Origin of the sequence: Salinivibrio sp. MA351 (assembly GCF_001996065.1) — a bacterium.
GTDB lineage: Bacteria > Pseudomonadota > Gammaproteobacteria > Enterobacterales > Vibrionaceae > Salinivibrio > Salinivibrio costicola.
The window spans coordinates 1-21,166 of the sequence record NZ_MUFG01000036.1 but is presented as its reverse complement, the minus strand read 5'-3'; the positions used below and the strand labels follow the sequence as shown (position 1 = coordinate 21,166).

Here is a 21,166-nt window from a genome sequence, read left to right as displayed (position 1 = left end):
CACAAACAACGCCAACAACACCGAAGATATGACCTTTTTTATCGCCTATAAAATCTGAGCTGATATTAAAGTTTTGCTTATCCTTTTTTAACCCTTTAGGTGGGTTATATACGCACACTTCAATATCAAGCTCCGAGTCTATAAGACGACGATACATCTTCTTCTTAAATGGTTGATACCACTTTCTTTTTCCTGCTCCAAGAAGAACAGTATTAATTCTGTTTTCTGCTATATATGGCGCAACCGAAGTGATTGGATCCTCGCCTCTTATTATATCAACTTCACCGCCTAGCTCTTTATTTAAGTCTAGTGCGCCATTCAGATTTTTTCTACTTTTATCATTCTGAACATCACCGGTATCAACCCAAACGACAACCCAAGATATTTTCCGTCTCTCTGCTATTTTTCTACCTAAACTAACAAGGTATCTATGATCTCTGTTATTATCAATAAGAACTAGTAATTTATCATTGATTACAATGTTTAGTTGACCACTTTTCGCCTTAGCACTATTAACAAGCTCTCCATCGACTTTATTGAGAACTCTTTTTATCGCTAATTCACGAAGTGCAATCAGGTTTGAAACTGAGAAAAATGTGTTTTTTGCTAATCTTGCATACTCGGGAAGATATATTTTCCCTTGGTTCATCCTATCAATTAAAGCTTCAGGAGGAAGATCTATAAATCGTATATCATACGCTTTATCTAAAATACTATCAGGTACTGTTTCTGTAACATTAACGCCGGTAATACGCCTAACAATATCATTAAAACTTACAAGGTGTTGAACATTTACGGTTGTAAATACATCAATCCCTTGCTCAAGAAGTTCCATGATGTCTTCATATCGTTTCGAGTGACGACTCCCTGGTGCATTTGTATGTGCCAGCTCATCAACCAATATAACATCTGGTCGTTCATTAATCGCAGCATCTAAATCAAACTCTTCTAGCTGAGTCTCTTTATATAAAAATTTCTTTTTAGGTAAATGAGGCAAAGGTTGAGCCACATGTTCAGTGTCTTTTCTTCCATGTGTTTCAATCACACCCAACAGAACATATTTTTCAGTTTGAGTTAATTCAGCTGCTGCATTAAGCATTGCATATGTTTTACCAACACCAGGCGCAGCACCAATAAATATTATCAACTTTCCTTTTTCTACTTTATTGGCAACTTCTAGATATGCTGAAACTTTATTTTTCTTTTCTATATCATCGTTCATAATATCAGCCTATTAAAAGGCCAGGTTCAACCTGGCCTTAGACATACGATTTTAATTATCTATTTTATCGAGCTCTATATTTAGTAAAAGTACATTTACTCTCTCTTGACCAAACACTCCCCATTGGGGCTGTTCCGTCATCGTAGTGATAAGCCGTTTAACTCGATCTAGTTCGATATTCCGCTCCATCGCAATGCGTTTTGCCTGAATATAAGCAGCTTCTGGGCTAATATGGGGATCAAGGCCAGAACCTGATGTGGTTACCATATCGACAGGAATCACTGTACTGTCAATATTATACTCTTGAGTAATAATATCAACTTGTGACGCTACTCTCGTTTTCAATTCAGGATTATCTGGTGCGAGATTACTACCGACGGTTCCCCTTGGATCATAACCTGCCGCACTGGGTCTGGAATGGAAGTACTGACTACTTTCAAACTTCTGCGATACCAATTCAGAGCCGACTGTTTTACTTCCTACGGTAAGCAGGCTTCCTGATGCTTGATGAGGAAAAAGAATACTACCTAGCCCGGTGGCGATACTTGTGTAAACGCCTCCACAAAGTAAAAAAACAACCATTGTAAATCGTACTGACACGGATAATGCATTCATCACCGAGTAATTAGTGTCTTCGCTAGACGCTTTTTGAACATTATTTAATTGCGTATGTGTTGTCATCATTCACCTCAATAAAAAGCTGCCAAGCATATATCGATAAATTTTATGGCGACAAATGGAAGAATCACGCCTCCAAGGCCATAGTAAAGCATATTGGTTTTCAATAACGATTCGGAGTTCTTATTTTTAAATCCAACACCTTTTATGGCTAAGGGGATCAATGCTGGAATAATAAGCGCATTAAAGATAAGAGCAGAGAGTACGGCTGTCGTGGGACTATGAAGATCCATAAAGTTCAACACGCCAATCGATGGAATTGCGCCTACAAAAATCGCTGGGATAATCGCAAAGTATTTAGCAATGTCATTGGACAACGAAAATGTTGTCAATGCACCACGAGTAATAAGAAGCTGTTTACCTATTTCAACAACTGCTAGTAGTTTTGTCGGATCAGAGTCAAGATCGACCATATTTCCAGCTTCTTTTGCTGCTTGAGTGCCTGAGTTCATCGCTAGGCCTATATCTGCTTGTGCCAAAGCGGGAGCATCATTCGTCCCATCACCAACCATGGCAATCAGTCGCCCTTTCTTCTGCTCTGTTTGAATAACACGAAGTTTATCTTCTGGTTTAGCTTCTGAAATAAAATCATCAACGCCCGCTTTTGCCGCAATAACGCCTGCTGTAACAGGATTATCCCCTGTTACCATGATCGTTTTTATTCCCATATCTCTCAGCGCGCTAAACCTTTCCGCCACACCTGGCTTGACAACATCAGTTAAGGCGATAACTCCAAGCACTTCCTCACTCGTTGCAACGACAAGTGGAGTACCACCTTTTTTCGCAATTGAATCAACAATAATATCAATGCCTTGCGGCCAGGCAAGATTTTTTTCGTGACTCCATGCCTTTATCGCGTCTGACGCGCCTTTAACATACTGAGTGCCTTCGTGATGATTTAATCCAGATATACGTGTTTTAGGTGTAAACGGGATATACTCAGATTGATCATCTAGTTCAGGGATCTCATAGCCGTTGTTTTTCGCTAGTGTTATGATTGATTTACCTTCAGGTGTTGCATCAAAAAGCGATGACACTGCGGCCGCTAATACTAACTTTTCTTCGGTAATATTATTCGCACAAACAAACTCTGTGGCTTGTCTATCGCCATAGGTGATCGTACCTGTTTTATCAAGTAAAAGCGTGTCAATATCACCTGCAATTTCAACAGCTTTTCCCGATTTAGCGACGATATTGTGCGCTAATGAGCGATTCATTCCCGCAATACCTATAGCCGGTAGCAGTCCTCCAATAGTGGTAGGAATGAGACAAACCAGCAACGCAATAAGCATCGTATAATTTAGTTCACCTCCCATGTAGATAGCACTAATAGGAAGAGAAATAACAACAAATAGGAACACGATTGTTAAGGCAGAGAGAAAGACAGTTAACGCCGTTTCATTTGGTGTCTTCTTGCGCGATGCCCCCTCTACCAAGCCAATCATTCTATCAAGAAAGCTTTCTCCTGGGTTGTTAGCAACTTCAAGAATCACCTCTCCAGTTAAGATCTTCGTGCCACCAATTAAGCTAGAGTGATCACCACCCGCTTCACGAAGTACTGCTGCAGACTCCCCGGTTACAGCCGATTCATTGACCGTTGCAACACCTGAAAGGATTTCGCCATCTGCGGGAATATACTCTCCTTGTCTGACAATAACTTTATCGCCTTTTAGAAGCTTATCCGCATCCATCCAAAATTCATTTTTACCATTTAAGCGACAAGCTCTAAGCTCTTTCTTTGCATTTTTTAAGCTCGCAGCTTGTCCTCGACTCTTTTCTTCGGCAACCGATTCAGAAAAGTTCGAAAACCAAACAGTAAATACCAATATGATGCTTGCTAATAAGGTCAACGCATAAGGCTGCTCCATATTAACTTGGTATAAAAATGCCCCAATGTTAATTATTGCACCAACCCAAACGACAAACATCACCGGACTTTTTAGCATTTTAACGGGGTTTAGGTTTAACACAGCTTGCCAAAAGGCTGATTTAAAACCTGAAAAATCTATACTTGCACTATTTTTAGTTGTCATATTAATTACCTCAGTTCGCAAGCCCTAAACTCATTGCTTCACCGACAGGACCAATGACCGCTGCAGGAAGAAATGAAAGTACATTGATGATTACAATGACAGCAAACACTGTTACTGCAAATACGGGTGAATAAATATTCAACGTACCGCTTGACTTCGGACTCATTTTTTTCTTCGCTAACGATCCTGCAATCATCATAGGTAAAATGAACGGAATATATCGACCTGCTATTAATGCAATAACACATGTAACATTCCACCAGATAGAGTCATCATTCAACCCTTCAAAACCAGATCCATTGTTTGCAAAAGCTGAAGTGTATTCATAAAACACTTGCGATATTGCATGAAACCCCGGGTTTGTCGTACCAGCAATAGAGGGGAATGCAACCGTTAATGCGGTTAGTCCTAATACAATTACAGTAGGTGTAATAATTAAAAGAGACAAAAGTGTTACTTCTTTTGTTTCTATTTTTTTACCCAAAAATTCGGGCGTACGACCAATTAATAATCCAGCAATAAATACACCGATCCATAGGTAGACAAGAAAGTTGACTAAACCGCCACCAATGCCTCCCCAAACCGAACCGATGAGCATACCTGTACGGGTAGTAAAGCCAGCGATTGGATTCAACGAATCATGCATTGCATTGACTGAACCATTTGAGGTTTGAGTGGTTAATGTCGCCCACAGTGCTGAGACATCAGTACCAAATCGGACTTCTTTGCCTTCCATATTCGGCCCCTCAATACCTGCTTGAGCCACGGAGACATTTGGTAATCTCTCACTGTAAACACTTGCCGATATCAGTAAGACACTCATCAAACCCATTATCGCTAAAGTAAAATAGGTAAATCTTTTATCTTTTAATATCCCACCAGCCATAAAAACAATCGCAATCGGAATAAGAACTAATGAGATAGTTTCGATGACATTACTAACAGGTGTCGGGTTTTCAAGAGGATTAGTACTATTAGGTCCAAACCAACCGCCACCGTTTGTACCTAGCTGTTTGATCGCAACCATTGCCGAAACGGGACCCACGGGAATGACCTGCTCGGTTACTGCTGTACTTTTATCAACGACATCGCTGACTTGTGCACCAGAAAATGTGCTAGGAACTCCTTGTGATGTCAATGAAATAGAAGACAGCAGCGCGAGTGGAATAAGAACACGTGTTAACGCTTTTAACGTATCTACGTAGAAGTTACCCAGTGTTCTTTCGCTTCCCTCTTCAGCATCATGATTAAGGCCACCTTTCATTGCTCTTAGAATCGCAACACACAGCGCAATCCCCATCGCTGGCGTTACAAATTGCAAAGTCACAATCGTAAACCCTTGAGAAAGATAGGACAGTTGCGCTTGTCCGGAATAATGCTGCTGATTGGTATTGGTTAGAAACGATACCATTGTATGCAAAGCAAGATCCCATGAAAGCGGTCCAATATTATCAGGATTCATAGGAAGCACATGCTGAAAATAAAAGAGAAGATATGCGGTAACACCTATTGCAAAATTACTGACAATAAATGCAACCACATAACCTTTCCAGTTACTTAGTGATGATGCTTTAATACCGATTAATTTTATAAGTACATTTTCAAGTGGCGAGAATACTTTATCTGACCAGTGTTTTTGGTCTGAAAACACGCCGATCATGTATTTCCCAACAAAATAACCTAAGAACAATGCGATTGCGCATATAAGTATGACCTCAGACATTTCAATACCCCTAAAATTTTTCTGGCACAATGATAGCGGCAGAAAGATATGCAATTAACAAAAATGACACTAAAAGTAAGAACCAACTCATTTCAGACTCCTGTTGTTGAACGCTCAAACGATATAGCGCACATACGTAAAGTTTCTAGGTGAGTTTTATTGAAAAGCGTAATTTCTGCGTAAAATTGAAAAATGGGCGAGGTATTTAGATAAAGTTATCTATAAACAACTTTAGTTATAATTGAGTTTTACAAAAAAGAAAAGGAGCCTACTTAGGCTCCTTGTTTATGGTTTTAATCATTGCGAATGGCTTACTTACGGCGCCAGGTGGTGCCTTGTGGGCCATCTTCCAACACAATGCCCATCGCGGTCAGTGCATCGCGCGCCGCATCGGCTGCCGCGAAGTCTTTGGCTTTACGGGCATCATTACGTGTTTGAATTAAGGCTTCAATGTCAGCAACTTCATCATCAGCGCCAGCATCACCTTGCAAGAAGTTATCGGCGTCTTGCTCGAGCAAACCAAGAATAGACGCCAATTTGCGCATTTGCGCGCCCAGCGCAGACGCGGCGGCCATATCGTCAGCACGGAGGCGGTTAATCTCACGGGCCATATCAAACAACACTGAATAGGCTTCTGGCGTATTGAAGTCGTCATTCATTGCCGCTTCAAAACGCGCCACGTATTGGTCGCCACCTGCCGGGGTTGCCTGAGTGTCTAAACCACGCAATGCGGTATAAAGGCGCTCTAATGCTGAGCGGGCTTGGTTAAGATTTTCGTCGCTGTAATTAAGCTGGCTACGATAATGGCCTGACAGCAAGAAATAACGCACGGTCTCTGCATCGTAGTGCACCAGCACGTCACGGATGGTAAAGAAGTTTCCAAGTGACTTAGACATCTTCTCACGATCGACCATCACCATGCCGCTGTGCATCCACGTATTCACATACGGGGTGTCATGGGCACAGCACGACTGAGCAATTTCGTTTTCATGATGCGGGAACTGTAAGTCTGAGCCGCCGCCATGAATATCAAAGTGCTTACCCAGAAGCGCTGAGTTCATCGCTGAGCATTCAATGTGCCAACCTGGACGGCCCGGGCCCCAAGGGGATTCCCACGTCGGCTCGCCGGGTTTCGACATTTTCCACACCACAAAATCCAGCGGGCTGCGTTTCGCAGTTTCAATATCCACACGGGCACCAGCTTGGAGCTGATCCAAGTCTTGTTTAGACAACTTACCGTATTCATCAAACTTAGCGACTTCAAACATTACATCGCCGTTATCGGCCACATAGGCAAAACCACGCGCAATCAGCGTTTCTACCAAGGTAATGATTTCGTCAATATAATCGGTCGCACGCGGCTCGATATCAGGACGCACCATGTTTAAGGCATCAAAATCTTGATGCATTTCACCAATCAAACGTTCTGTTAACGCATCGCAGGTCTCGCCATTTTCAGCGGCACGCTTGATGATCTTGTCATCAATGTCCGTAATGTTGCGCACGAAGGTCAGATCAAAGCCCAGATAACGCAGGTAACGAGAAATCATGTCAAACGAAACGAAGGTGCGCCCATGTCCGATATGACAAAGATCGTAAATCGTCACCCCACACACATACATACCAATTTTTCCTGGCGTGATAGGCTGAAAGACGGCTTTTTCTCGCGTCAGTGAGTTGTAGATCTTTAACGGGGGGGTTTGCATCGACATAATAATTAGATGACTCGTTACAGTAATGACAATGAGTAAAGTGAAGCTGCTATTACACCTTTTCTGCTAGCGTGACGCAAGCATCGACCCGGTGTCTGGCCCGATAAAGCGCGACGACCGAGTTCACAAGTTAAGAGAAAAAGCACGATTTGAACCAAAACCGACCAATCGGTGCTTGAGTTGGGTCGTGGTGATCATTTATTTTTCGGTAAAGAATCTTTATCGATAACCATTATGACAAAAAATTCAACGCGCACGCACCCAGTAACCACGGCTGCTTCAAAAAGCCAAGAACAAGGTGTTACTCCATCACAAACTGACAAGGTTGATCTCATTCTGAGCCAGTGGCACAGCGAACGCCCTGATATTGATCCGAGCCCCATGGCGATTACAGGCCGGTTGGCACGTATCAACGGCCACATTAATCCCAAACTGCAGCATGTTTTCGGCCAATACAATCTAAACCCAGGGGAATTCGATGTGCTGGCCTCGTTACGGCGTGCGGGCAAACCCTACACGTTAACCCCAAATCAGCTGCTGGATGCTTTGATGCTCACCTCCGGCGCCATGACTAACCGTATTGATCGGTTGGAGCACAAAGGCTTGGTGGCACGCAGCCCCGATCCCAACGATCGCCGTGGAGTCTATGTCTCACTCACCGACGCAGGGCTGGATTTGATCGATAAGGCGGTGACCGATCACACCAATAACTTGCATCAGCTCCTGGCTGGACTCACCACTAGTGAGCAAGCCAACTTAGCTGATTTACTCAAAAAGTTGCTCGGGCATGTTGAACCTATATCGTCAGAGTGATCTCGATGAATAAAAGTGATCTTGAGAAATAAAAGTGATCTCGAGGAATTAAAATGACAAAGCGTCCCTGTAAATCGGTACTTTGGGGTCACTTAGCGATGATTAATTCCACATCCAGGGCGATCATGCTTGATCACCCGGCTCGTTAGGCTAAAATCTGTGATCCTTTTTAGCCAAGCCAATGACAGGATTACATCATGGTAACTCTTCATACCACGTTCGGTGATATCAAACTCCGCATGTATGCAGACGAAGCACCGGCCACGGTCGAGAACTTTTTACAATATTGCCGTGACGGCTTTTATAACGGAACCCTGTTCCACCGTGTTATCGACGGCTTTATGGTCCAAGGCGGTGGCATGGCCTCTGGCATGGAAGAAAAGTCGACGCGTGCACCGATCAAAAACGAAGCGGATAACGGTTTAAGTAACCTTACCGGTCGTTTATCCATGGCGCGTACCATGGAGCCGCATTCAGCCAGTTCACAATTCTTTATTAACGTGAATGACAACTTATTCCTGGATCACAAAGCCAAGACGCCAGACGGTTGGGGCTACTGTGTGTTTGCCGAAGTCGTCGACGGCATGGACGTGGTCTATAAGATCAAAGGCGTTGCGACCGGCAATTGGGGTTATGTACACCAAGACGTCCCTGTTGAAGAAGTATTAATCAATAGCGTGACTATCGAAGACTAAGCCGCACTCGTCAACAAGGGTAGCTAAAGCTACCCTTTCTTTTTGAGTGAGCCGCTCGTTTTGCCAATAAAAAGCCAATACATGCCACATACCCTCTTTATTGCTGATTTACACCTCAGCCCTACTCGGCAAGATATCACTGATTGCTTTTTGCGATTTATGGCCGAGGAAGCGGTCCACGCTGATGCACTCTATGTGCTGGGAGATTTGTTTGAGGCTTGGATTGGCGATGATGATCACAGCCCCTTTCATCAGCAAATCAAAACCGCCTTTGCGACCCTCACACAGCAAGGTGTACCTGTGTACTTTATTCATGGCAATCGTGATTTTTTAATCGGAAAGCGTTTCGCCCGTGAAACAGGCATCACCTTGTTGGATGAGCACACATGCATTGATTTATATGGTACGCCGACCTTGATTCTCCATGGCGATACCCTATGTTTGGCGGATGCCGACTACCAAGCATTTCGTCGCAAAGTCCACCAGCGCTGGCTACAACACGTGTTTTTATGCTTACCCTTAGCGTTGCGTCGTCGTATCGCGGCCAAAATGCGCGCGGGCAGTGCCAGTGCCAATCAGCAAAAGTCATCCACCATCATGGATGTGACGCCACAAGAAGTGCAGCGCCAGTTAGATAACGCAGGAGTGGTTAACATGATTCACGGCCATACCCATCGCCCCCATGTCCATCAATGGTGTGATCAAGGACACGATTACCAACGCATCGTGTTAGGCGATTGGTACCAACACGGGTCGGTATTAGTGTGTGGCCCGCAAGGCTGTGACTTACAAACTCGCGACTTTATCCATCACTAAGCCTTTCAGCCTATCGTTAAGAGATCTTTATGCAGACTGATTTATGCCCTTGTTGTAGTAACAAACCCTACGCCGAATGCTGCGCGCCCGTTCATCAACATCCGGCCAACGCTGCCCACCCTGAGCAATTGATGCGTGCTCGCTACAGCGCACATCCGAAAGGCTTGGTAGACTTTATTGTCGCGACCTATCACCGCGAATGCGGCGCCGAGGCATTTCGGGATGATATTGCCATGATGACCGATCATCAGTGGCAATCACTTGAGGTGCTCGATAGCGAGGTATTAAACCATGGTGAGCTTGGGTTTGTGACCTTCAAAGCCCACTTTATTGCCGACGGTGAGCCTCAGTGTTTACATGAGCGGTCTCGGTTTATCCAAGAAACAATCAATGGACAGCCTCAATGGCGATATATCGATGGTGTTTTCCCCGGCCATGTCAAAGCCGGCCGCAATGACCCTTGCCCGTGTGGCAGTGGGCGTAAGTTTAAAAAGTGTTGCTGCTAGCCCCCTAGCCTCGCCATTCTAAATAACTCCTGGTTAAAAAATCATCAAGTTTGGTGCTTCGTGGTCGATACTAATAGTAAGACCAAAGGAGGACCATCATGAACTGGCTTGGCAATTTGAGTCCTGTGTATCGCACGCCGCATGCACCGCCCACGAAAGTATGGGCGATCCGCAAATCGGAACACATTGATGCGCGTAAAGAGCGGCGGCTAGACGATCTCAATGATCACGCTCAGCAACCGCACCAAGAGCACGAGGAAAAAACACCTAAAAAAGACGGTGAACTCGATATTTATGTCTAGCCTCGGTGTCGACGCTCTCGCTGTTCATGGCGATAGCGACGCTTACGGCGATGGCGACAATTACTTAGCATGACACTTACTTAGCACGACCTGGCATAAAGACACGTGAAAAAAACGCGCTTTGACTGGTTGCAATCCAAACGGATTTTGATATGGTCATAAACAGTTAAGCTTTTTGGTATAGAGCTTATTTTTATCACAGAGCGTACTTTCGTTAGATAATGGACGACCAACAATGATTTCAGCACTAATGACCATGCATCACCACCATCATCCTGACTAGTCTTTCGGGAGGAATGGTTTCGACTGGAAGACGAGTAAAAAGCGCTTCCGTCGGTCATTAGCAAGCTAACAGATTCAGACCCTCGGGAGCATCGTCTTCCGAGGGTTTTTTCTTTTTTAGCTTTTCATTTTTAGACAAGGAAGCACACATGCAAACACAACGCTTACGTATCGCCATCCAAAAAAAGGGCCGTCTCGCCAAAGAGTGCCAAGAGCTGCTCAAACGTTGCGGGGTTAAAATTAACTACACCGGCGAGCGCTTGGTGGTCCACGCCGAAAACATGCCCATCGATCTGCTACTGGTTCGTGATGATGATATCCCTGGCCTTATCATGGACGGCGTGGTTGACTTAGGTGTGATTGGTGAGAACGAATTAGAAGAGGTTCGCCTTGAGCGCATCAAGTTGGGTGAGCCGAGCCAGTATCAGCTGCTTCGTCGCCTCGACTTTGGTGGCTGTCGTCTTTCCATTGCGCTGGATAAAGACCAAAATTACAACGGCCCACAAGATCTCGCTGAGCAACGGATTGCGACCACCTATCCCAATATTCTTAAAGCCTACATGGACAAGCAGGGTGTGAATTTCAGCACTTGTATGCTCAATGGCTCCGTGGAAGTGGCGCCACGTGCGGGGCTCGCCGATGCGATTTGTGATTTGGTCTCAACGGGCGCCACCTTAGAGGCCAACGGCTTGAAAGAAGCCGAAGTCATTTTTCGCTCCAAGGCAGTGTTAATTCAGCGTGAAGGCAGCTTCAGCGAAGAGAAAACCGCATTAATTGAACGCTTGCTCACTCGCATGCAAGGCGTGATTCAAGCCAAAGAGTCGAAATACATCATGCTTCACGCGCCGAGCGAGGCGCTAGAAAAAATTGTTGAGCTACTCCCCGGTGCCGAAGACCCGACCATTTTGCCGCTCGCACACGAAAAAAGCCGTGTGGCGGTGCACCTTGTCAGTACCGAAAATCTGTTCTGGGAAACCATGGAAAAGCTCAAACAATTGGGCGCAAGCTCAATCTTGGTCCTGCCGATTGAAAAGATGATGGAGTAAGTCACCATGCGAACAGTAGTCTGGAAATCACTCGGAGAGTCACAAAAAGAGGGCTTGATGCGCCGCCCTGCGATCACAACCGGTGCCCAAACCCAAGCGAGCGTCGCGGAGATTATCGCCGATGTCCGAGAGCGCGGAGATGAAAGTTTAAAGGCGCTGACAAAAAAATTTGATGGTGTCGACCTCGATAGCATCAAACTCGACAAAGCAATCTTGGCCGATGCCGAAGCGCGATTGGGGGAAGATATCAAACTTGCCCTACGTCAAGCCTACGACAACATCAGCACCTTTCACCGCGCACAAAAAGCCCAGCCGTTGAAAGTCGAAACCATGCCAGGGGTGGTATGTGAATCCATCACTCGCCCAATTAACCGCGTCGGGCTGTATATTCCTGGCGGTAGCGCGCCCTTGCCGTCTACAGTGTTGATGCTGGGCGTGCCGGCGCAAATTGCTGGCTGCCGCAAAGTGGTGCTGTGTACCCCACCGCCAGTGGCCGATGAAATCTTATACTGTGCCAAACTGTGTGAGATTGATGAAATTTATACCCTGGGTGGCGCACAAGCGGTGGCGGCGATGGCCTTTGGCACCCAAAGTGTGACCAAGGTGGATAAGATTTTTGGTCCGGGCAATGCCTATGTCACCGAAGCCAAACGTCAGGTGAGCCTTGCTGCCAATGGCGCAGCGATGGACATGCCTGCCGGCCCCTCTGAAGTCTTGGTGATTGCTGATGCCGGCGCGGATCCCGACTTTGTTGCCGCGGATTTACTCAGCCAAGCGGAGCACGGCCCCGATTCGCAAGTAGTGCTAGTGACCCCAGCCCCAGAGATGGCAGAAAAAGTCGCCGATGCGGTGCAGCAGCAATTAACCACGCTCAGTCGTGCAGAAATTGCCAAGCAAGCGCTGGGCAGCAGTGTGATTATTATTGCCGATACTCTCACCCAATGCGTGTCGATTTCTAACCGCTACGGACCAGAGCACTTGATTGTGCAGACTCAGCAGCCTCGAGATTTGTTGCCGCTGTTGGATAACGCTGGCTCGATTTTCTTGGGCGCCTATTCGCCCGAATCCGTGGGTGATTACGCCTCAGGCACCAACCATGTGTTGCCGACTTACGGTTATACCCGTACCTACAGCAGTTTAGGATTGGCCGACTTCAATAAGCGGATGACAGTGCAACAGGTCAGCGAAAGCGGCTTACAAGCACTGGGCCCGACCGTGATGCGAATCGCAGAAGCCGAGGGCTTGGATGCGCATCGCCAAGCGGTCGATATTCGTCTAAATAAGCTACAACAAGCCCAAGCCTCAGAGGACCCGTTAGTATGAGCATCGATAAACTCGCCCGTGAGCAAGTACAAGCGCTCACGCCCTATCAGTCAGCCCGCCGTATCGGTGGTAGCGGGGATGTGTGGCTCAATGCCAACGAGTCACCCTTTGACAATGCTTATACCCTGAGCGGCCAAGGGCTCAATCGCTATTCCAGCTGTCAACCTGCATCACTGATTAACGCCTATGCCAACTATGCGGGGGTAGACACGGGCCAAGTGATTACCACTCGTGGCGCCGATGAAGGGATTGATTTATTGCTGCGCGCGTTTTGCGAGCCAAACCAAGATAGCGTACTGATTTGCCCACCCACCTATGGCATGTATGCGGTCAGTGCCGAAAACCAAGGGATCGCCACCACCCAAGTGCCGCTCACCGCCGACTGGCAGCTGGACATGGCAGGAATTGATTCCGCCTTGGAGGCAGATGCCAACATCAAGCTTATCTTCGTATGTAGTCCTAATAATCCGACCGGTAATTTAATTAACCGCGACGACATAGAAGCGCTACTCACCCGCACCCAAGGTCGCGCGATTGTGGTGTTGGATGAAGCCTATATCGAATTTAGTCCAGAAGCGACCTGCACCGATTTACTCGCGCGCTTTGAGAATCTGGCCATTTTGCGCACGCTATCAAAAGCGTTCGCTCTGGCGGGACTGCGTTGCGGCTTTACCCTCGCCAATCCCGCTATTATTAACTTGATGCTCAAGGTGATCCCGCCGTATCCGGTGCCGGTGCCCGTGTCAGATATTGCCGAGCAAGCGCTCTCCGAAGCGGGCTTGGCGCGGATGAAGTATCAGGTTTTGGACTTAACCGCCAACCGTGCCTATTTGCAAGCCGGCCTCAGTATGCTGCCCGGCATCAAGGTGCATCCAGGCTTTGGTAACTACCTGCTGATAAGCCTGGACGACACCGATGCGGTGTTCGAGCACTTGGGTAATGCGGGGATTATTGTGCGCCGTACCGCGATCGAGAACAGCTTACGCATCAGTATTGGCAACCGTGACGAATGTGAAAAAGTGTTGGCTTTTATCCGCCAGCAGCTCAGTGAATAAGGACAACCACTGTGAAAGACAAGATTTTATTTATTGACCGTGATGGCACCTTGATTGTGGAGCCGCCTGAAGACTACCAAGTGGATCGTCTGGATAAATTGACCTTTGAGTCGGACGTGATCCCCGCACTACTTAGCCTACAAGCGGCGGGCTACACCTTGGTGATGGTGAGCAATCAAGATGGTTTAGGGACCGATAGCTTCCCGCAAGCGGACTTTGATGCACCACACAACATGATGATGGCGCTATTTCGCTCACAAGGGATCCATTTTGAAGACGTGCTGATTTGCCCGCACTTTGATAGCGACGACTGTAGCTGCCGCAAGCCTAAATTAGGCTTGGTAAAAGACTATCTGCAACAAGGCCGGATTGATTTCGCCCATTCGGCAGTGATTGGCGATCGCGACACCGATATCACCTTAGCCAACAATATGGCGCTACAAGGGATCAAGTACCAACGCGACGTGATGGGCTGGCCACAGATTGTCGAGCGTCTGACCTTGCAGCCGCGCATCGCATCGGTGACTCGCACCACCAAAGAAACCGACATTCAAGTGGATGTTAACCTGGATAAAAGTGGTGGCAGCCGCATTGAAACCGGACTGGGCTTTTTTGACCACATGTTGGATCAAATCGCCACCCACGGCGGTTTTCAGCTGAGCGTTGGCGTTAAAGGCGATTTGCACATCGATGACCACCACACCATTGAAGACACCGCCCTCGCCTTGGGCGACGCGCTTAAACGGGCGCTGGGCGATAAGCGCGGTATTGGCCGTTTTGGGTTTAGCCTGCCGATGGATGAATGCTTGGCGCAATGTGCGTTGGATTTATCCGGACGTCCGTTTCTTAAATTTGAGGCCAGCTTCCCGCAGCCACAAGTGGGCGATATGTCGACCGAAATGGTCGGGCATTTTTTCCGCTCATTGACCGATACTTTGGCCTGTACCCTTCACCTGACCGTCGATGGCGAAAACACCCATCACTTGGTAGAAAGCTTATTTAAAGCCTTTGGCCGCACCTTGCGTCAAGCCATCAAGGTAGAAGGCGATGCTCTGCCAAGCAGTAAAGGAGTCTTATAATGAGCAAACACACCGTCATTATCGATACCGGCTGCGCCAATGTCTCCTCGGTACGCTTTGCTGTCGAACGCCTGGGGTATCAAGCCACATTGAGCCGCGATCCCGACGTAGTGCTGGGGGCAGACAAGCTTTTTTTGCCCGGCGTCGGCACAGCCAGCGAAGCGATGAAAAACCTCACCGAGCGCGGCTTAGTAGATTTAGTTAAACAGGTTGAGCAACCGCTACTGGGAATTTGTCTTGGTATGCAAATGCTAGGCACGCGCTCCGATGAAGGCGATAGCCCGGTTGAGTGCCTTGGCCACATCCCCGCGCCGACCAAGCTAATGGATACCGATGGCCAGCCTTTACCTCATATGGGTTGGAATCGGGTCGCCACCGTCAATGACCATCCCTTATTCGACGGCATTGTCGCGGGCAGCTACTTCTATTTTGTCCACAGTTACGCGATGCCGGTCGGTGACTATACCCTGGCACAATGTCACTATGGTCATGCGTTCAGCGCAGCAATCAATCAAGGCAACTACTACGGGGTTCAGTTTCACCCTGAGCGCTCGGGCAAAGTGGGCGCGCGTTTGATTCAGAATTTTTTGGAGATGTAAGCAAGGATGATTATACCAGCACTCGATTTGATAGATGGCCAAGTGGTGCGCCTTTATCAAGGGGATTATCAGCAAAAAACCGACTACGGTTTTGACCCGCGTGAGCAGTTCGCACGTTACCATCAAGCGGGCGCGGATTGGTTGCACCTCGTGGATTTAACCGGTGCCAAAGATCCGACCGCGCGTCAGGTCGATTTAATCACCGAGATTTTGCAATCAACGCCCGCCAATATCCAAATCGGCGGCGGCGTGCGCACCGAAATGGACGTGATTGAGCTGCTAAACACCGGCGCGCAGCGCGTAGTGATCGGCTCCACCGCGGTCAAATCCCCCGATTTGGTCAAAGGCTGGATGCAAACCTACGGCCCTGACCGGATTGTATTGGCACTCGACATTCACATTGACAGTGACGGGACGCGACGCGTGGCGGTGTCCGGCTGGCAACAAGACTCCGGCGTCACCATTGAAGCGCTACTCGACGATTATTTGTCCGTCGGGCTAGAGCATGTGCTGTGCACCGATATCTCCCGCGATGGCACCTTGCAAGGCAGCAATGTGGCGCTTTACCGCGACTTGTGTCAGCGCTATCCGAGCATTGCGTTTCAATCATCAGGCGGCATTGGCAGTCTCGAAGACATTCGCGCCTTGCGCAATACCGGCGTCGCAGGCGTGATCGTCGGCCGCGCCCTACTGGAAGGCAACTTTAGCGCAGAGGAGGCGATCGCATGCTGGCAAAACGGATAATTCCTTGTTTGGACGTCCGCGACGGACAAGTGGTTAAAGGCGTGCAATTTCGTAATCACGAAATCATCGGCGATATCGTCCCACTCGCCAAGCGTTACGCCGAAGAAGGCGCTGATGAGTTGGTGTTTTATGACATCACCGCCTCCAGTGACAGCCGGGTGGTCGATAAAAGCTGGGTCAGTCGCGTCGCGGAAGTAATTGATATCCCCTTTTGCGTCGCCGGTGGAATTAAATCCGAAGCCGATGCCCAACAAATCTTGGAATTCGGCGCGGATAAAATATCGATTAACTCACCCGCCTTGGCCGACCCAAGTTTGATCACGCGGCTGGCCAATAAGTTTGGCGTGCAGTGCGTGGTGGTTGGGATTGATTCCTTCTTCGATGAAGCCACCGGACACTATCAGGTCTATCAATTTACCGGCGATGAAAGCCGCACTCAGGCCACGCCATGGCAAACCGCCGCGTGGGTTGAAGAGGTCCAGCAACGGGGCGCAGGCGAAATCGTACTCAATATGATGAACCGCGATGGCGTGCGCCAAGGCTATGACTTAACCCAACTAAAAATGGTGAGAGAGCGCTGTCAGGTGCCCCTGATTGCCTCCGGCGGTGCTGGTGAAATGTCGCACTTCGCCGACGCCTTTTTACAAGCGAATGTCGATGGCGCGCTGGCCGCTTCGGTGTTTCACAAGCAAATCATCGCGATAAGCGAATTAAAACAAACATTAAAACAACAAGGGATCGAGGTAAGAGTATGACGGCAGCGTGGGTAGAACGTATCGATTGGGAGAAAAACGCCGGCTTGGTGCCTGCGATTATCCAACACAGTGATAGCGGCCAAGTATTGATGCTGGGCTACATGAATGCCGATGCACTGAACGCGACGCTCGAAACCGGTCGCGTCACCTTTTGGTCGCGCAGCAAGTCGCGTCTTTGGGTAAAAGGCGAAAGCTCCGGTCATGTGTTGAGCCTGGAACACATTGCACTCGATTGCGATCAAGATACCTTATTGGTCACGGCGACGCCGCATGGGCCCACCTGTCACCTCGGCACGACCACCTGCTTTGACAGTGATAATAAACCGCCACACACGGGTCCCGGCTTTTTGTCGAGCCTTGAGCAAGTGCTTGCCAACCGCAAAGACGCCGCGCCTGATGACTCTTACACCGCGAGCTTATTTGCCAAAGGCACCAAGCGTATCGCGCAAAAAGTGGGAGAAGAAGGGGTCGAAGTCGCCCTCGCTGCCACGGCAGGCGATAAGGCCGAGCTATTAAACGAAAGTGCCGACTTGCTTTATCACCTATTGGTATTACTGCAAGACCAAGAGCTTAGCCTCCATCAAGTGACCGAAGTCCTCGCCTCTCGCCACCAAGGCTAACAGCGCAGCGCGTTAACCTAAACATGCTCTCTCCAAAGCGCCGCACAACTGCGGCGCTTTTTCCTAAATGATGAAACTTATCACTCTCGCAGTGATCAGACCATCAAAGCGTCAAGGTAGGCCACAGAAGAAAAGGCATTAAACCGACCATTCCACCGCGCAGCAATGCGGGTTACTGGGAGGACGGCCGTCCTTGCAATGCAGCCGTCGAATCCTTGAAATCCGGTGACTTGGAAGACTGGAAACGAGAAGCGGGTTATCACCAACGCTCTCTGTCGGAAACAGGGATATCTCGATACAAAAAGTTACTCATCCCTCAGCTGACTCTGCGTAATTACAATGCACAAGCTGGCGAAGCATTGGCCAACATGAAAGTGATGAACAAAGTCAATCAACTCGATATGCCTGTTAGTTGCCGAGTTGATTAATGGAAGTAATCCTAATGGGATCAGTGCGTTAGGTGGATGATTTGATCAACAACGCCAGTGATGGGTTCAGATATAGCAGTAAGATCAGCGGGGATAATAATATAAGTAAAAAAGAGACTATATTGGCAAGTTCGGCGTTATTCATCCCACTAAGTGAAAAAACGTTCGTCGGAAAGTTACACATAAACTCGGCGTTGTCTTCCATATGAATATTGCTTAGGTTTTTTGGCCTTTACGTTTTTTCTACCCGTTTAGATGAACAACCAACTCATCCATAAGCGACTGTGATGAGGCCGTGAGCAGGCTACCACCGTATAATAAGTTAGTATCGATATCATTTATATTGGCACAGGCTACACCCGCCTCTCTCATGCAGGGTATTAATGCCGCGATATCCCAGGGCTTCATAAGAGTATCAATAGCCGCGTCAATACGGCCCATAGCAACCATAACATGCTGATAACAGTCATTGATAAACACAGTATCTCTTGCTGAATTAACCACCTTAGATAAATGATATGCTTTTGTGCCCTCTCGGCTGTCAAATGTCGTACTGTGAATACCTGAGACTGAGACTACGGCATTCGCTAGATTGATCTTTTTAGCCGGCACAGCGCATACCCTGACCGGCTTTTCATCTCCATTTTGTAACCAGCAACCGCCATTTTTTGATGCATAAATTATCTGGTTCAATGCCGGAAATGAAATCACGCCTATGATTGGTTCGTTGTTTTCCACATAAGAAATGAGAGTACTAAAAAGGGGAACGCCATAAAGAAATGCTCTTGTCCCATCAATTGGATCAATAACCCAACCTGTTGTAAAACGCTCATGACTTTTTGAGCCAAATTCCTCACCCATTATCTTTATGCCTGGATTTTTAGACATGAGAAACTGTCGAATTTCTCTTTCCACAAACAGATCGGTTTGGGTCACCAATGATTTATCGGCTTTAATGTCAAAAGATTTAGCACTTTCAAATGCTTTAACCGTGTAAGGTCGTACCATTTTTATGGCTTCTAAAGCAATATCTAACATATTCGCTCCAAAGAGGCTGGGCCACATACCATGACCCAGCCGACAAAGTCAACCAGGCTTGATTACTCTAAGCATAAAGTCGTCAAGATTATTTACGAAAGAGTCTATCTTTGAGAATATAAATTCTGAATGCTCATTACTTAGCTGTACATCCCCACGACAGCATACATTAAAATTTAGTTGCAAGCATTTATTATCCTTTGCAAGATAATCAACGGCACTTACAAAACCCCCAACATCAAAAACCTCTAGATTAGTCTCTTCTTTAATTTCGCGCTTAAGCGCTTTCAGCATGGACTCGCCCTCTTCAATACCACCTGAAGGTATTTCCCAAGCGTCAGGCATAAATTCATGCTTAGAGCGTTTCAAAAAAAGCACTCTATCGTCATGTCCAGCGACGCTAATGATACCGCCGACAACGATTCGATCATATTTATCCAGAGAATCCAATATGTCATGGGGAACTAAACGCTCAATCATTTTCTATATAACTCCGCGACAGAATTAATAATGGATAAATAGTTATCAATAAAACCATAGCGTTCTTCACCATACCAAACGTCTAATTTAAACATACTATTATGGAATTTAATAGCATTCTCAAAATCATGTTTTTCAACCCGCACCTTCTCGAAATAGTCTTGCGATATTTTATGCGGAGAGTGGAATAAGAAATAGCCATTAATTGGACAGGTCGATCCCGGAATATCGGCTTCTACAGCACCCAGTTCATTCAATTTATTGACAAACCCGTGGAGGTCAACAGTAAATTTAGTCTCATCAAACATGACTGGCAATGCATACCATGCTGGGTTGGCCTTGTCAGGAATACGTGCGACCTTCAAACCCTCGATTGCTTCAATGCCTTTTTTCATCAACAATGCCGTTTCTCGTTTTTCTTCCATCATTTGCTCAAAATGAGCCATTTGCGGCATAACAACAGCAGCACCCAGAGGATGCATACGCAAATTCAGGCCGGTACCGGTAATTGCAAAATCCTTTAAATCTTCGTCATGTACTTCTTTTTTTGCACGTTTATTGAAATGCCCAACCAAGACGGCCCTTTCATACACTCTACGGTGTTTGGTCGCAAAGAAGCCACCTTCTCCTGAAGTGAGGATCTTTTTACCCTGAAAACTCCATGCCGAGCCATCGCTGAAGCTACCAATCATTTTACCATCCCAGGTTGCACCGTGGGCATGTGAACTGTCCTCAAGGAGCAGCAGGTTATGGCGTTTACAAATATTAATGAGCTCATCCATATCACATGGAATACCCCACATGTGGGTCACCACTACAGCCTTTGTTTTGCTGGTGATTAAGGCCTCAACGGCCTTAGGATCAATATTACCATTATCTCCGCAATCGGCGAATTTCAGCTCTGCCCCAAGCTGATGAAGAGGTGCACAGGTTGCAAAAAAAGTATAACTCGGAACAATAACCTCATCCCCATGGGCAATTCCGGCACCGTAAAACATGGAGAATAAAGCAGTTGTCCCAGAATTAACTGCAATGGCATTCTCTACGTTAAACTTCTTTTTGAACTCTCCTTCAAGACGCTCATATATACCACCATTATCATAAATAGAGATATCCTCAAGAAGCTGACTTTGCACGCTATCTTTTATTTCTTTAGAAATTTTGGGATGTGAGAACTTAGAGTGTTGTGAGTTCATATTATATATCTCCTATTATGC

General features: G+C 47.0%; 20 protein-coding genes, 2 pseudogenes and 1 other annotated feature. Of the genes and pseudogenes, 14 read left to right on the top strand and 8 right to left on the bottom strand.

Features of this window, described 5'->3' with window-relative positions; all coding sequences use genetic code 11:
• The 5 genes and pseudogenes from BZG78_RS14320 to cysS form a co-directional block, all read right to left on the bottom strand.
• A pseudogene (locus tag BZG78_RS14320) lies at positions 1-1,222 on the bottom strand (sensor histidine kinase KdpD); the annotation flags it as partial.
• A gap of 51 nt (positions 1,223-1,273) precedes the next feature.
• Positions 1,274-1,906 (bottom strand): potassium-transporting ATPase subunit KdpC, encoded by a 633-nt coding sequence (gene kdpC / locus BZG78_RS14315; protein WP_199877207.1) that lies wholly within the window; start codon positions 1,904-1,906, stop codon positions 1,274-1,276.
• A 5-nt stretch (positions 1,907-1,911) separates the two neighbouring features.
• Positions 1,912-3,933, bottom strand: coding sequence for a potassium-transporting ATPase subunit KdpB (kdpB, locus tag BZG78_RS14310; RefSeq protein WP_077661581.1), 2,022 nt, complete (start codon positions 3,931-3,933; stop codon positions 1,912-1,914).
• A 10-nt stretch (positions 3,934-3,943) separates the two neighbouring features.
• Complete coding sequence (gene kdpA / locus BZG78_RS14305) at positions 3,944-5,656, bottom strand: potassium-transporting ATPase subunit KdpA (protein WP_077661580.1); 1,713 nt, start codon at positions 5,654-5,656, stop codon at positions 3,944-3,946.
• A gap of 311 nt (positions 5,657-5,967) precedes the next feature.
• A complete protein-coding gene (cysS, locus tag BZG78_RS14295; protein WP_108743395.1) occupies positions 5,968-7,362 on the bottom strand; it encodes a cysteine--tRNA ligase in 1,395 nt (464 codons plus the stop codon).
• Positions 7,363-7,602: 240 nt separating this feature from the next.
• Here cysS and BZG78_RS14290 point away from each other — a divergent pair, with 240 nt between their 5' ends.
• From BZG78_RS14290 to BZG78_RS14225, 14 genes and pseudogenes are all read left to right on the top strand, one after another.
• Positions 7,603-8,181 (top strand): MarR family transcriptional regulator, encoded by a 579-nt coding sequence (locus BZG78_RS14290; RefSeq protein ID WP_077576342.1) that lies wholly within the window; start codon positions 7,603-7,605, stop codon positions 8,179-8,181.
• Positions 8,182-8,378: 197 nt separating this feature from the next.
• A complete protein-coding gene (locus tag BZG78_RS14285) occupies positions 8,379-8,876 on the top strand; it encodes a peptidylprolyl isomerase (RefSeq protein ID WP_077661577.1) in 498 nt (165 codons plus the stop codon).
• An 81-nt stretch (positions 8,877-8,957) separates the two neighbouring features.
• On the top strand, positions 8,958-9,692 hold the full coding sequence (gene lpxH / locus BZG78_RS14280) for a UDP-2,3-diacylglucosamine diphosphatase (RefSeq protein ID WP_077661576.1): 735 nt from the start codon (positions 8,958-8,960) through the stop codon (positions 9,690-9,692).
• A gap of 29 nt (positions 9,693-9,721) precedes the next feature.
• The gene (locus BZG78_RS14275) at positions 9,722-10,198 is read left to right on the top strand and encodes a YchJ family metal-binding protein (protein ID WP_077460411.1); all 477 of its coding nucleotides are present in this window, start codon (positions 9,722-9,724) and stop codon (positions 10,196-10,198) included.
• A 98-nt stretch (positions 10,199-10,296) separates the two neighbouring features.
• Complete coding sequence (locus BZG78_RS14270; protein ID WP_021022348.1) at positions 10,297-10,500, top strand: hypothetical protein; 204 nt, start codon at positions 10,297-10,299, stop codon at positions 10,498-10,500.
• 258 nt (positions 10,501-10,758) lie between these two features.
• Positions 10,759-10,897, top strand: a sequence feature (His leader region).
• A 34-nt stretch (positions 10,898-10,931) separates the two neighbouring features.
• The gene (gene hisG, locus BZG78_RS14265) at positions 10,932-11,828 is read left to right on the top strand and encodes an ATP phosphoribosyltransferase (protein WP_077460410.1); all 897 of its coding nucleotides are present in this window, start codon (positions 10,932-10,934) and stop codon (positions 11,826-11,828) included.
• 6 nt (positions 11,829-11,834) lie between these two features.
• Complete coding sequence (gene hisD / locus BZG78_RS14260) at positions 11,835-13,151, top strand: histidinol dehydrogenase (protein ID WP_077460409.1); 1,317 nt, start codon at positions 11,835-11,837, stop codon at positions 13,149-13,151.
• A gap of 2 nt (positions 13,152-13,153) precedes the next feature.
• Entirely contained in the window at positions 13,154-14,206 is a 1,053-nt protein-coding gene (gene hisC, locus BZG78_RS14255) for a histidinol-phosphate transaminase (protein WP_108743394.1), read from the top strand.
• Entirely contained in the window at positions 14,203-15,285 is a 1,083-nt protein-coding gene (hisB, locus tag BZG78_RS14250; RefSeq protein ID WP_242413032.1) for a bifunctional histidinol-phosphatase/imidazoleglycerol-phosphate dehydratase HisB, read from the top strand. The genes hisC and hisB overlap by 4 nt, the downstream gene beginning before the upstream one ends.
• On the top strand, positions 15,285-15,884 hold the full coding sequence (hisH, locus tag BZG78_RS14245) for an imidazole glycerol phosphate synthase subunit HisH (protein ID WP_077661573.1): 600 nt from the start codon (positions 15,285-15,287) through the stop codon (positions 15,882-15,884). The genes hisB and hisH overlap by 1 nt, the downstream gene beginning before the upstream one ends.
• Before the next feature lie 6 nt (positions 15,885-15,890).
• Entirely contained in the window at positions 15,891-16,628 is a 738-nt protein-coding gene (gene hisA, locus BZG78_RS14240) for a 1-(5-phosphoribosyl)-5-[(5-phosphoribosylamino)methylideneamino]imidazole-4-carboxamide isomerase (RefSeq protein ID WP_077661572.1), read from the top strand.
• Positions 16,610-17,383 (top strand): imidazole glycerol phosphate synthase subunit HisF, encoded by a 774-nt coding sequence (hisF, locus tag BZG78_RS14235; RefSeq protein ID WP_077599190.1) that lies wholly within the window; start codon positions 16,610-16,612, stop codon positions 17,381-17,383. Before hisA ends, hisF begins: the two co-directional genes overlap by 19 nt.
• Positions 17,380-18,003, top strand: coding sequence for a bifunctional phosphoribosyl-AMP cyclohydrolase/phosphoribosyl-ATP diphosphatase HisIE (gene hisIE, locus BZG78_RS14230; protein WP_077661571.1), 624 nt, complete (start codon positions 17,380-17,382; stop codon positions 18,001-18,003). Before hisF ends, hisIE begins: the two co-directional genes overlap by 4 nt.
• A 125-nt stretch (positions 18,004-18,128) precedes the next feature.
• Positions 18,129-18,431 (top strand): annotated as a pseudogene (locus BZG78_RS14225) (IS5/IS1182 family transposase); the annotation flags it as partial.
• 243 nt (positions 18,432-18,674) lie between these two features.
• Here BZG78_RS14225 and BZG78_RS14220 read toward each other — a convergent pair.
• From BZG78_RS14220 to BZG78_RS14210, 3 genes are read right to left on the bottom strand one after another with little or no spacing between them, the layout of a single operon-like run.
• Entirely contained in the window at positions 18,675-19,469 is a 795-nt protein-coding gene (locus BZG78_RS14220; protein ID WP_077661570.1) for an inositol monophosphatase family protein, read from the bottom strand.
• A 48-nt stretch (positions 19,470-19,517) separates the two neighbouring features.
• Positions 19,518-19,949 (bottom strand): NUDIX domain-containing protein, encoded by a 432-nt coding sequence (locus BZG78_RS14215; protein WP_077661569.1) that lies wholly within the window; start codon positions 19,947-19,949, stop codon positions 19,518-19,520.
• The gene (locus BZG78_RS14210) at positions 19,946-21,145 is read right to left on the bottom strand and encodes an aminotransferase class V-fold PLP-dependent enzyme (RefSeq protein ID WP_077661568.1); all 1,200 of its coding nucleotides are present in this window, start codon (positions 21,143-21,145) and stop codon (positions 19,946-19,948) included. Before BZG78_RS14210 ends, BZG78_RS14215 begins: the two co-directional genes overlap by 4 nt.
• Positions 21,146-21,166: the final 21 nt, after the last annotated feature.